Annotated in this window: 13 protein-coding genes; all 13 read right to left on the reverse strand. The window is 46.6% G+C overall.

Going from position 1 to position 12,820, the window contains the following annotated elements; all coding sequences use genetic code 11:
• Positions 1–29: 29 nt before the first annotated feature.
• Positions 30–1,019 carry a tRNA dihydrouridine synthase DusB gene (gene dusB / locus EC328_RS09235; protein ID WP_128426519.1) on the reverse strand — a complete coding sequence of 330 codons (990 nt, stop codon included), beginning with the start codon at positions 1,017–1,019 and terminating at the stop codon, positions 30–32.
• A 39-nt stretch (positions 1,020–1,058) separates the two neighbouring features.
• Complete coding sequence (locus EC328_RS09240; protein ID WP_128426520.1) at positions 1,059–1,832, reverse strand: type III pantothenate kinase; 774 nt, start codon at positions 1,830–1,832, stop codon at positions 1,059–1,061.
• Positions 1,833–1,845: 13 nt separating this feature from the next.
• Positions 1,846–2,598, reverse strand: coding sequence for an ECF transporter S component (locus EC328_RS09245; protein WP_128426521.1), 753 nt, complete (start codon positions 2,596–2,598; stop codon positions 1,846–1,848).
• A gap of 122 nt (positions 2,599–2,720) precedes the next feature.
• Complete coding sequence (locus EC328_RS09250; protein WP_128426522.1) at positions 2,721–3,686, reverse strand: P1 family peptidase; 966 nt, start codon at positions 3,684–3,686, stop codon at positions 2,721–2,723.
• Positions 3,687–3,768: 82 nt separating this feature from the next.
• Complete coding sequence (locus tag EC328_RS09255) at positions 3,769–4,947, reverse strand: sodium ion-translocating decarboxylase subunit beta (protein ID WP_206363848.1); 1,179 nt, start codon at positions 4,945–4,947, stop codon at positions 3,769–3,771.
• Positions 4,948–4,972: 25 nt separating this feature from the next.
• Positions 4,973–5,362, reverse strand: coding sequence for a biotin/lipoyl-containing protein (locus tag EC328_RS09260; RefSeq protein WP_128426523.1), 390 nt, complete (start codon positions 5,360–5,362; stop codon positions 4,973–4,975).
• A gap of 19 nt (positions 5,363–5,381) precedes the next feature.
• Positions 5,382–5,747, reverse strand: a complete 366-nt coding sequence (locus EC328_RS09265) for an OadG family protein (RefSeq protein WP_128426524.1) — start codon at positions 5,745–5,747, stop codon at positions 5,382–5,384.
• 11 nt (positions 5,748–5,758) lie between these two features.
• Positions 5,759–7,303, reverse strand: a complete 1,545-nt coding sequence (locus tag EC328_RS09270; protein ID WP_128426525.1) for an acyl-CoA carboxylase subunit beta — start codon at positions 7,301–7,303, stop codon at positions 5,759–5,761.
• Between the two features lie 19 nt (positions 7,304–7,322).
• A complete protein-coding gene (gene mce / locus EC328_RS09275; protein WP_128426526.1) occupies positions 7,323–7,724 on the reverse strand; it encodes a methylmalonyl-CoA epimerase in 402 nt (133 codons plus the stop codon).
• A gap of 14 nt (positions 7,725–7,738) precedes the next feature.
• Entirely contained in the window at positions 7,739–8,683 is a 945-nt protein-coding gene (meaB, locus tag EC328_RS09280) for a methylmalonyl Co-A mutase-associated GTPase MeaB (protein WP_420841485.1), read from the reverse strand.
• Between the two features lie 3 nt (positions 8,684–8,686).
• Complete coding sequence (locus tag EC328_RS09285; protein ID WP_128426528.1) at positions 8,687–9,085, reverse strand: cobalamin B12-binding domain-containing protein; 399 nt, start codon at positions 9,083–9,085, stop codon at positions 8,687–8,689.
• Positions 9,086–9,104: 19 nt separating this feature from the next.
• The gene (locus tag EC328_RS09290; protein ID WP_128426529.1) at positions 9,105–10,784 is read right to left on the reverse strand and encodes an acyl-CoA mutase large subunit family protein; all 1,680 of its coding nucleotides are present in this window, start codon (positions 10,782–10,784) and stop codon (positions 9,105–9,107) included.
• Positions 10,785–10,947: 163 nt separating this feature from the next.
• A complete protein-coding gene (gene ftsH, locus EC328_RS09295; RefSeq protein ID WP_240671469.1) occupies positions 10,948–12,765 on the reverse strand; it encodes an ATP-dependent zinc metalloprotease FtsH in 1,818 nt (605 codons plus the stop codon).
• Positions 12,766–12,820: the final 55 nt, after the last annotated feature.

A 12,820-nucleotide genomic window follows, 5' to 3' on the forward strand; every position in this document is an offset into this window, starting at 1 on the left:
CAAGCTGAGCACTAATGTCAAGGATTATCCTAATTATCAAACACCCTGTGTTCCCTAAGGACTGCGAAATATCTCTCAAGCTCCAATATGATCTCCTCGGAGCTTGTCATGGTGTTGATCCTGTTCTTTACCTCGTTGGAATTTCTTAGTCCCTTAAGATACCAGGCAAGCTGTTTTCTCATTTCCCTGACCCCTACCCGCGGACCCTTGAGGCTTGTCTCCATCTCAAGGTGCCTTATGCTGACCTGGAGTATTTCATCGAGGGTCGGCTTTTTAGGTATTCTCCCGTTTAACAGGTCAATGGTTTCTCTGAATATCCAGGGGTTGCCCATTGCCCCCCTTCCTATCGCCACTCCGTCGCAGCCTGTTCTGTCGATCATGGCGAGGGCATCCTCCGGGGTAAAAACATCGCCATTCCCTATCACCGGTATGGATACAGCATTTTTTACCCTGGCGATATAGCTCCAGTCGGCCTCACCTGCATAAAACATATCCCTTGTCCTGGCATGTATTGTAAGTGCCGCCGCGCCGTTTGCCTCGGCAATCCTTGCAAGCTCCTCTCCGTTAAGGCTCCCGTGGTCCCAGCCCATCCTGAACTTCACAGTCACAGGCTTCTTTGAGGCCTTTACCACTGAATCTATAACTGAACCGGCTAACTTAATGTCCTTCATAAGGGCACTGCCGTCGCCGTTTTTGACTATTTTGGGAGCAGGGCATCCCATATTTATATCTATTATATCTATATCATCTCTGCAATTCAGATTATCCCTGGTAATCTGAGCCATTATATCAGGGTCGGAGCCGAATATCTGAAGGGCAACCGGCCGTTCATCCTCATGGCTGTGGGTGAGGTCTGAGGTTTTTTCGTCGTTGTGGTAAAGGCCCTTTGCGCTTACCATCTCAGTTACCACCAGCCCTGCTCCCATCTCCTTGCACAGGGATCTGAAGGCAAAGTCAGTTACTCCTGCCATTGGAGCCAATGCAAGATTATTTTTAAGTTCAATGTTTCCAATTTTCATAATACACCCCATATAAAGAAAAGTAAGTAGGCCGGCTACTTACTGATTTCTCTCATAAATTATCCTCAAGCCCTCCAGCGTAAGGAACTTGTCGTTATGCTGGATATACTTGCTTTCACTGGCGATAAGGGTTGAAAAGCCTCCAGTTGCAACTACTGTTACCTCTGTCTTTGTAAGACCCATTTCTGTGATCATTCTCTCTATGATCGAATCCACCATGCCAATGTAGCCATAAACAATACCTGACTGGATACTTGAAATGGTGTTCCTTGCAATAACCTTTTCAGGCTTTAATATTTCGACCTTTGGGAGCTTGGCAGTCCTCATGAACAGAGCGTCTGCCGATATCCTTATACCCGGGGTAATTACACCTCCAAGGTATTCGCCCTCCTTATTCACAAAGCAAAAGGTGTTAGCAGTACCAAAGTCCACGATTATGACAGGTCCTCCATATTTATCATACGCTGCAACTGCATTTACGATCCTGTCTGCTCCTACCTCGCGGGGATTGTCATATTTAATGTTCATTCCCGTCTTTACTCCAGGCCCGATCACAATAGGGTCTATATTGAAGTACCTTTGACTCATTGCAGAAAGGGTGTGCATCAGGGTCGGCACTACCGATGATATGATTATGTCTTTTACCTGCGACCTGTCGATCCCATTGTATTTGAACATCTGATCGAACAGTATACCGTACTCGTCGGAGGTTTTTTCCTTGTCTGTAGCTATACGCCAGTCATATTCGAGTTTTTTACCTTCGTATGCACCAAAGACTATATTAGTGTTTCCAACATCGATTACCAACAGCATATTTTCACCTTTTTCATTTTTTTCTTTTCTTTAGTGCAGTTACTACACTGGTCACTATTATTATCGCTATTATGGATTCCGGAATTCCGTTTGTTATGCCTATCCCGACGATTACCTTTCTGGCAGTATCAATGTCCTGCCCGATCGCCTGCACGAACCGCTCTGCATAGAAGATATAGATCATTGACAATACACCGACCGTGTTCGTCAGAGTACCTATTATTGTTGGTATAATAAGATCAAGCGCCCTGTCCTTCAATGTCCTTGAAGTGAGATATGCCATCAAAGCCGTCAGAATTAGGAGTCCGCCGTTCATCAACAGAGGCCATACGGAGGTATAATTCACTATCCCGCTGTACAATCCCCTTATAAGGTATATCCCTATTGCTGCCCAGATGCCATATAGCAGCCAGGTGGTTCTTTTGTTGCCTATCCTGCTTAGCGCTTTATATGCGTAGTAGGAGGTTATGCCTATGAGTATCCTCGGCAATACTGAAACTATCGGGTTTAAAAAAACAAAGCTGACAGGGGTAGGTGCTGTGATCGCCTGATAAATGCTGAATATCCCGAATATGAGACCTACCAGTCCCCCAACCACGGGCCCTTCCATAATTGCCCCTATGATTACGGGTATGTGCATTATGGTGGCTCTGGTCGGCCCTACGGGTATGAATCCCAATGGGGTCATTCCAAGCACTACAGAGATCGCTCCCAATACTCCAATAACTGCCAGTCTTCTAACGTCTAACCTTTTTCCATTTTTCATAATATCCCTCCGCTCTGATTCCTGTCGGATACCAGTCGTATTTTTGTTTACTGCTGCTTTAGTCTGACTCACTGGTGATGTCAGCTTGATTCCTACACTATTATATATTCACTTTGTATCGTTTACAATACTTTTGTTGTAATGTCCCTGTGGGCTTTTAGTCCTGCTTTCCCCTCAGCTGAAAGGATTGCATTAATGACTGCCTTCTCGACAGCCTCCTGTGACATTGCTGCTACGATGTTCACGTCGGCCTTTAGCTTGTTCGTCGCCATTGTGAATATGGTGTCGCCGTCTACCATTGTATGGACGGGATTTATGGATCTTGCAAGGCCGTTATGTGCGGTCTGAGCCACTTTGTTCCCCTCTGCCTTTGTAAGGATGGCGTTTGTTGCCACTACCCCTATGGTAGTATTGGTGTTTAAAAATCCAGGCGATGTCAGGGAGTTTTTCATGATCTCATAGGTGTTTAACAATTTATTGTTTTCGTAGTCATATGCTCCCGCTATCTGAGAGCCTTCACTAAAGATGTCCCCGAATGCATTTACGCAGATAAGGGCTGAAACCACAAGCTCTCCGGAGCTTACGGTTGCACTCCCTAACCCTGATTTCATTGCTCCCCCTGGTCCGAGGATCTTGCCTACCGTTGCACCCATCCCGCAGCCTACATTGCCCTGTCTGTTTTCATCCTTTGAAGCAGATAATGAAGCCTTATAGCCCATTTGCCAGCCAGGACGAACCCTATGGTCTCCTATGGCCAGATCAAATATCACAGCTGAGGCTACTATGGGGACCTTGGTAACTCCCACATCAAAGCCTATGCCTAACTCCTCCAGATGGTCCATTACCCCTGAGGCAGCCTCAAGCCCAAAGGCTGAACCCCCAGAAAGGACAACTGCATGGACCTTGTCAACCAGCTTTTCTGCCTTGAAAAGATCTGTCTCTCTGGTCCCCGGTGCGGAGCCTCTTACATCGACTCCTCCTGAGGCACCTTCCGGACATATCACTACAGTACAGCCGGTTAGAGCATCCTCTGAGTGGGCATGCCCAACGATAATGCCGTCAACATCTGTTATATAACCTGGAAACATCAGCTTCACTCCTTTTTATTCAGTAGGTTTGTACCCAATTCAGGCAAAAGAAAACAGACTCCCTTGAGAGTCTGCATCCATTTTATCCAAAGAACATCAAGAGCATGCCTGCAGCAATTGCAGAGCCTATTACTCCTGCAACGTTTGGTCCCATGGCGTGCATCAGCAGGAAGTTTCTCGGATTTGCTTCCTGGCCGACCTTTTGTGATACTCTTGCTGCCATAGGTACTGCCGATACACCAGCTGAACCGATCAGAGGATTTACCTTTCCTCCTGACGTTTTATACATTATTTTTCCTAAGAGAACTCCGGCAGCTGTTCCTATAGAAAATGCCACAAGTCCCAGTGCTATGATGCTGACTGTCTGGATGTTGAAGAAGTTTTCAGCACTTGCAGTCGCTCCAACTGTTGTTCCGAGGAATATGGTTACGATGTTTACCATCTCGTTTTGAGCCGTCTTTGACAATCTGTCTGTTACCAGTGTTTCTCTGAAGAGGTTACCAAGCATGAGCATACCAACAAGTGGTGCTGCTGATGGAAGTATGAAGGATACGACAACAGTTACCATTATCGGGAATATTACCTTTTCCTTCCTGGAAACAGGTCTCAACTGTTCCATTACTACCATTCGCTCTTCTTTGGTGGTTAAAGCCTTCATTATTGGAGGCTGTATTATAGGTACGAGTGCCATATAGGAATATGCCGCTACCGCTATCGGCCCTAAAAGGTGCGGGGCCAGCTTTGCTGTAAGGTAAAGCGCTGTTGGGCCGTCTGCTCCTCCTATTATTCCTATGCTGGCTGCTTCAGGGCCTGTGAAGCCCAGAAGGATAGCGCCGATAAAGGTTGCAAATATTCCAAATTGTGCTGCCGCTCCAAGAAGTACCGATTTTGGATTTGCGATAAGGGGTCCGAAGTCAGTCATAGCACCTACTCCGAGGAATATCAATGGAGGATAGATCCCCAGCTTGACTCCCTGGTAGAGGTAGTACAAAAGCCCTCCGTATTCCTTTGTCTTGCTCACTAATTCTCCGGTGAGTGGATCTTGTATTATTTGGATCACTGGCTCCTTCATAAGATTTGCACCTGGCAGATTGGCCAACAGCATACCAAAAGCTATCGGCGTAAGTAGCAACGGCTCAAAGCCCTTTGCTATTGCCAGATAGAGCAGGATGAAGGATATTGCCAGCATTACGTAGTGGCCGTAATTACCTAGCCCGAATCCGGTGCTGGACAAAAAGTCCGTCAATATTTCCATAAACATAGTTGTTCATCCTTTCTTGAAGGGTTTAGTCCATTATGACCAGTTTGTCTCCAGTATTAACGGCCGAACCCTCAGAGGTTGTTATGGATGCAACTTTTCCGTCTCTCGGGGCTAATATCTCATTTTCCATCTTCATGGCCTCGAGGATCAAAAGAACATCGCCGCTCTTTACCTCCTGGCCTTCCTTTACAAGTATCTTCCATATGTTGCCTGGCATTGGAGACTCGATTATCTCCTGACCGGCGCTTGCCGTCACTGGTGCTGACGCAGGTGCCGACGCCTTCGGAGCAGATGCTGCCGCTGCAGGTGCTGCTGCCTTTGGAGCAGGTCTTGATACTTGTTGGGAAGCTCCGCCTACCTCTTCAACTTCTACTTCGTAGCTGTTGCCGTTTACGTTTATTATAAACTTTCTCATTCTTTCTCCTCCAGATTTATTATAGTTTGCTCAGCAGTTGTTCCTGCTTGCCCATTTCTCTCCAGGGTGTGGTCAGCTGTGGAACCCTTCTTATGCTGTTTATCCTGATCTCAGGAATGTCACGTCCCAGTGATGCTGCTACTGCTGCAGCAATTACTGCAATAAGCTCTCCTTCATCAAGTTCAGGGGTGCTTGGTGCTTTTTCCTCCTGCTTTATGACTGCAGCACTTGTGTTCTCCGGCTGCACATCTGCAGGCTTTTTACCGGCTGCAAAGGTCTTAAGCAGTCCGATTATATAGGATATGAGAATAAGCACCAGGAATACTACCAACATACTTACGGCGGTGACTATCAATGCCTCCGACATAGTTACTTCGTTGCCCATGGTTATCCCTCCTATACCGGCAGGTTGCCGTGCTTTTTGCCTGGTCTTGTTTCTCTCTTGGTCTCCAGCATGTCAAAGGCGCTTATCAACCTCGGTCTTGTCTGGCTTGGCACCAATACGTCGTCTACGAAGCCTCTTTGTGCCGCTATATATGGATTTGCTACGGTATCTCTGTATTCAACAATCTTTTCTGCCCTTGTGGCTATTGGGTCATCTGATGCAGCGATCTCGTTCTTGAAGATTATGTTTGCCGCTCCATCCGGTCCCATTACTGCGATCTCAGCATTGGGCCATGCGAATACCTGGTCTGCTCCAAGGTCCTTTGAGCACATTGCAAGATAAGCTCCGCCGTATGCCTTTCTGACTATGAGGGTAACCTTAGGTACTGTTGCCTCGGAGTAGGCATAGAGCATTTTTGCTCCGTGTCTTATGATCCCGCCGTATTCCTGACTTGTTCCCGGCAGGAAGCCTGGTACGTCTACAAGGTTAAGAAGCGGGATGTTGAATGCGTCGCAGGTCCTTATGAATCTTCCTGCCTTGTCAGATGCATTTATGTCAAGGCATCCTGCAAGAATTCTCGGCTGGTTTGCTATTACACCTACGCTTCTTCCGTTGAGTCTTATAAAGCCTGTGATGATATTTTGAGCGTAGAGCGGCTGTACCTCGAAGAAGTGTCCGCTGTCAGCAAGGCTCTTTATTACTTCCTTCATGTCGTAGGGCTTATTTGGATTCTCAGGAACTATTTCGTTTAGTCTTTCGTCTATCCTGTTAATGTCATCCTCAAATTCATATATTGGAGGCTGCTCCAGGTTGTTTGACGGCAGAAAGCTTAATAGCTCCTTGATCCTGTCTATGGATTCTGCTTCTGAATTGTCTATGAAATGAGCAACTCCACTTATTTTGTTGTGGGTGTTTGCTCCACCCAGCTGCTCCTGGGTAACGTCTTCTCCGGTAACTGACTTGATTACCTGGGGCCCTGTTATGAACATCATGCTTGTTTTGTCAGTCATAAAAATAAAGTCCGTTATTGCAGGAGAGTATACCGCACCGCCTGCACTGGGTCCCATTATAGCTGAGATCTGTGGTATTACTCCGGAGGATATAGTGTTTCTAAAGAAAATCTTACCATAGCCTGAAAGTGCGTCTACGCCTTCCTGGATCCTGGCTCCGCCTGAATCGTTGAAGCCTACTATGGGTGCGCCCATTTTAAGCGCCATATCCTGTATCTTGACTATCTTTGCAGCATGCATTTCTCCCAGGGAGCCTCCGACTACGGTGAAGTCCTGAGCATATACAAAAACGAGCCTTCCGTCTACCGTTCCGTAGCCGGTTACGACTCCGTCTGCAGGTGCATCTACATCTGCCATATCAAAATTAGTTGATCTGTGCTTTACAAAGGCATCCAGCTCCACAAAGCTTGACTCATCCAGAAGATACTCTATTCTCTCTCTGGCAGTCATTTTACCTGAGCTGTGCTGCTTTTCAATTCTTTTCTCCCCTCCGCCAAGGGATATCTTTCTCTTGGCTTCAAGAAGCTGCTGAATTTTATCGCTCATCTTTACCCTCCTAAATTCCTTAGTCTCTCTGACTTATTTCTATGAGTACTCCTGAGGTTGATTTTGGATGAAGGAAAGCTATCCTTGCACCGCCGGCACCATATCGTGGCTTTTCGTCGATCATCCTTACTCCCTTTTCCTCAAGCTCTCTGATCGCTTCTTCAATGTTGTCCACCTTGAAGGCTATATGTTGGATCCCCTCGCCTTTTTTCTCGATGAATTTCGCGATAGGTCCATCCTCCGAGGTCGATTCCAGAAGCTCCACCTCAGTATCTCCAACAGGTAAAAATGCAACCTTTACCTTTTGCTCCTCCACTACTTCCTGGCTTACGCACTTTATTCCCAGCACGTCCCCGTAAAATTTAAGTGTCTCCTCCAAATTCTTAACGGCAATTCCGATGTGGTCTATCTTGGTTACCATAGCTTCCTCCTTCGTTATTCCTTTACAAGGGATACTATCGCTTCCTTGGCGGTATATGGATCCATCTCTCTCTTCTCCACCTTCACAGCCAGGTCATCTATCAGGCCGCCTTTGTTTGTACGGTCCATTATAAGCCTTAGGAGCTCCTCTTCAGTCAGCTGGAGTATCTCCGCCTTAAGGTTTCTTATCCTTGTCTCATGCAGATGACCTGTGGACTTTTGGTAATTCTCATGATCGACAAGCTTACCCAGTAAAACGTCTATGTCCTCGTTCTTGATTGCGGATACCTTTACGACCGGAGGTCTGTAGTCAGATTTCTCATTGAGGTCAAGGTTCATCTCGATCTCAAGCTTTGTCTTGTCTGCTCCGTCCAGATCGGACTTGTTTATGGCGAATACGTCTGCTATCTCCATTATCCCGGCTTTTATAGCCTGGATGTCATCGCCCATATTGGGTACCATGACCATGAGGACTGTATCGGCCATCTTTACTATATCCACCTCTGATTGTCCTACTCCTACGGTTTCTATGAATATGTAGTCACAGCCGTAGATATCCAGTACCTTAACTGCACCCCAGGTAGCCTTTGAAATTCCGCCCAGAAAACCCCTGGTCCCCATGCTTCTTATGAATACACCCTTGTCAAGAGCCAGGTCGTTCATTCTGATCCTGTCCCCCAGGATGGCACCTCCGCTGAATGGGCTGGTTGGGTCTATGGCAAGTATCCCAACCTTTTTGCCCTGGACTCTGAGCTGCTTGGTCAGACGGTCGGTCAGGGTAGACTTTCCGCTTCCCGGAGGTCCTGTGATACCGATAACATATGCGTTGCCGGTCATGTGGAAAAGCCTTTTTATTATGGAGACTGCTTCCTCGTCCCTATTTTCAAGCATTGATATCAGGCGCGCACAGGCTCTCTTGTCGCCTGCCAGCAGCCTCTCCTCGATATTCAAAGCAAACACCGCCTATTTCCTTTTGATATTGTCATTAATGAATTGAATTACTTCCTTCGTCGGGGTACCAGGTGTGAATATTGCCTCTATCCCTGATTCCACAAGGAATGGAATGTCGTCCTCAGGTATTACTCCCCCGCCAAGCACGAGAACGTCCTCGATCCCCTCTTCCTTCAAAAGCCTTACTACCTTTGGAAAAAGATGGTTGTGAGCTCCTGAAAGGATGCTCATTGCAACAACGTCGACGTCCTCCTGAACTGCTGCCGCCACTATCTGCTCTGGAGTTTGTCTTAGACCGGTATATATTACCTCCATACCAGCATCTCTAAGAGACCTTGCTATTACCTTGGCTCCCCTGTCATGCCCGTCAAGACCGGGCTTAGCGACGAGAACTCTTATAGGTCTGTCCATTGTATTACCTCCCAAATTTCTATAGTATTACCGATTGCTCGTACTCTCCGAAAACTTCTCTTAAAACGCCGCAAATCTCGCCAAGAGTAGCATATGCCTTTACTGAATCCAGAATGTAGGGCATAAGATTTTCATCTGTCTTTGCCTTTTCCTTTAGCACCATAAGGGTGTTCTCCACCAAAGATCCATCTCTGTCCTTCTTAAGCTTTTCGATCTTCTTTCTTTGAAGGATCTCAACGTGTGGATCTACCTTAAGAAGCTCTCTCTTCCCAGTCTCCTCGACCTTGAACTTGTTTACCCCGACTACTATTCTTTCGAGATCCTCCACCTGCATCTGGTATTTATATGCTGAATTCTGGATCTCCTTCTGGATATAGCCGTTCTCTATAGCCTTTGTGGCTCCTCCAAGGTTATCTATTTTTGTAATGTAGTCCTCTGCTTCCTTTTCTATGGCACTTGTCAGGCTCTCGATGTAGTATGAGCCGGCAAGAGGATCTATTGTTTCTGTGACTCCTGATTCGTATGCAACTATCTGTTGGGTCCTCAGGGCTATCATTACAGAATCCTCCGTAGGAAGTGCCAGCGCCTCATCCCTTGAATTGGTATGCAGGGACTGTGTTCCCCCAAGAACTGCAGCAAGTGTCTGGATGGTAACTCTTATTATATTGTTGTCAGGCTGCTGAGCTGTAAGAGTCGAGCCGGCTGTCTGGGTGTGGAACTTTAACTGCATTGACTTGTCGCTCTTGGCTTTGAATCTTTCCTTCATTATCTTTGCCCATAGTCTTCTTGCCGCTCTGTACTTGGCAACCTCCTCAAGAAGGTCGTTGTGGGCATTGAAGAAGAAGGACAATCTTGGTGCGAAGTCGTCAACATCAAGACCTGCCTTTATTGCCGCCTCTACGTATGCGATACCGTCCGCGAGTGTGAATGCTACCTCCTGAGCTGCTGTTGAGCCTGCTTCTCTTATATGATAGCCGCTTATGCTTATGGTGTTCCACTGTGGAACGCTTTTTGAGCAATATTCGAATATATTGGTGATAAGTCTCATAGACTGCTCAGGCGGGAATATATATGTTCCCCTGGCAATGTACTCCTTGAGGATGTCATTTTGTATGGTTCCTCTCAGCTTGTCTGGTGATACTCCCTGCTTTTCAGCAACTGCGATATACATTGCCAACAAAACGCTGGCGGGTGCATTTATAGTCATGGATGTACTGACCTTGTCAAGTGGGATGCCGTCAAACAGTATTTCCATATCCCTCAACGAGTCTATGGCAACACCGACTTTTCCTACTTCTCCCTCTGAAAGGCTGTGGTCTGAGTCATAGCCTATTTGAGTTGGAAGGTCAAAGGCTACGCTAAGACCTGTTTGTCCCTGCTCCAGAAGATATTTGTATCTTTTGTTGGATTCTTCGGCTGTAGCAAAGCCTGCATACTGTCTCATGGTCCAGAATCTGCCCCTGTACATCGTTGGCTGAACTCCCCTTGTGAATGGGTATTCACCCGGATAACCGAGATCTCTCTCGTAATCCAGATCCTCTATATGGGCAGGTGTGTATAATCTGTCGACCTCGGTGTCAGATCCAGTGGAAAATGTTTTCTTCCTCTCCGGAAACTTGGAAAGAAGCTTTTGGACCTTGTTATCTTCCCAATCTTTAAAGGAAGACTTTACTTGATCAAGTTTCTTGTCATCGTACATCCCTTTACCTCCTCATCATGGTACCTAATCTACCACTTATTATATTAGAAATTATGGCAATATTGCAACATAAACTTCAATTATTTTAAATCATGCAGGCAAAATTGCAAAATTTGTATTATTCCCTGCATGCGAAAAGCAGGTCCCCGTGAAGGGGCCTGCATCAGCTTCCTTGGAAAATCTCTTCAAACTCTCTGGCGTCTATGGTCTCTTTTTCGAGAAGAGCATCGGCCAATCTGTGCAGAGCTTCCATATTTTGTTTTATAATAGCTTCCGCCCTGTGGTATGCAGTGTCGATGAGCTTTCTCATTTCCTTGTCGATTGCAGCTGCGACTTCCTCACTGTAATTCCTGGATCTGTTCAGATCTCTTCCTACGAATACCTCTTCCTCATCGGTACCATAGGTCATAGGTCCAAGGATTTCACTCATCCCATAATGGGTAACCATAGATCTGGCAAGCTTTGTTGCACGCTCGATATCGTTTTGAGCACCTGTGCTTATGTCGTCAAGGACGAGAGCTTCAGTTACCCTGCCGCCAAGAAGTATTACAAGTTTGTCCTCCATTTGCTTTTTTGTCAGGTAATTCCTGTCTTCATTAGGTATATAGGCTGTAAAGCCTCCAGCCATTCCCCTTGGTATTATGGTAACCATGTGAACAGGGTCAGTACCGGGTATCATTCTGGCTGTAAGGGCATGCCCCGCTTCATGATATGCCGTGAGCTTTCTTTCGTGTGGGCTTATGACTCTGCTCTTCTTCTCCGGTCCTGCCTGTACCTTTATTGAAGCTTCCTCTATAAGGTGCATAGGTATGGTTTTCAGATTGAATCTTGCTGTTAGAAGTGCGGCTTCATTCACCAGGTTCTCAAGGTCCGCCGGAGTAAAGCCCGGTGTTCTCTTAGCCACTACCTTAAGGTCAACATCTTCTGCAAGGGGCTTGTTCCTGGTGTGGACCTGGAGTATCGCCTCCCTGCCCTTTATGTCGGGAAGCCCGACATAGATCGTTCTGTCAAATCTTCCCGGTCTTAGCAGCGCCGGGTCAAGTATGTCAGCCCTGTTTGTTGCAGCCATGACTATTATGCCTTCATTCTTGGAGAATCCATCCATCTCGACCAGGAGCTGATTTAGCGTCTGCTCTCTTTCGTCGTGTCCTCCGCCAAGCCCTGCACCTCTTCTCCGGCCTACTGCATCTATTTCGTCAATAAAGACTATACAGGGTGAATTCTTCTTTGCCTGCTCAAACAGATCTCTTACCCTGCTGGCACCTACTCCTACGAACATCTCAACGAAGTCTGATCCTGAGATCGTAAAGAACGGTACGCCCGCTTCTCCTGCAACGGCCTTGCTAAGATATGTCTTTCCTGTTCCAGGAGGTCCTACCATCAAAACACCTGTAGGTATCCTTGCGCCTATTTCAACATATTTCTTTGGATGACTCAAAAAGTCGACTATCTCCTTAAGCTCCTCCTTCTCCTCCTCAAGCCCAGCTACCTCGTTGAAGGTGACGAGCTTTCCTTCCTCAAGCTTGTGCATCTTAGCCTTGCTTTTCCCAAAGGACATCACCCGGCCACCGCCGCCTCCGCCCTGAGATTGCTGCATAAACACGAACCAGACGACTCCAAAAACCAGAAGTATCATCAGAGTCGGCAGCATTTCTATATACCATGGGCTTATGGGAATCTGCTCCGCGCCGTATTTGATTGTCTCATTATCGACCATTTCCTTCACGTAATCGTGATAGAAGGTCGGTCTTGCTTCCTCGGGCAGTATTGCGGTGAACTTTGTTCCATCCTTAAGCTCGCCCTCGACCGTATTCCCGATGGAGGTTATTCTGTCTATGCTTCCATCCTTAAGTCTGGACACCAACTCCGTAAAATCAAATTCGGAGATCTGTTCTACCTCAGTGCCGAACATTCTTACGCTGAACATTATCAAAAGCACTATCAGCAGGTATATACTGATGCCCTTAAAAAATCGTTTCAATACTAGTCCTCCCTCCAATTCCCAGTTTAGATGATATTTATTTATTATACCATAG

Origin of the sequence: Gudongella oleilytica, from assembly GCF_004101785.1 — a bacterium.
GTDB classification, from domain to species: Bacteria; Bacillota; Clostridia; order Tissierellales; family Tissierellaceae; genus Gudongella; species Gudongella oleilytica.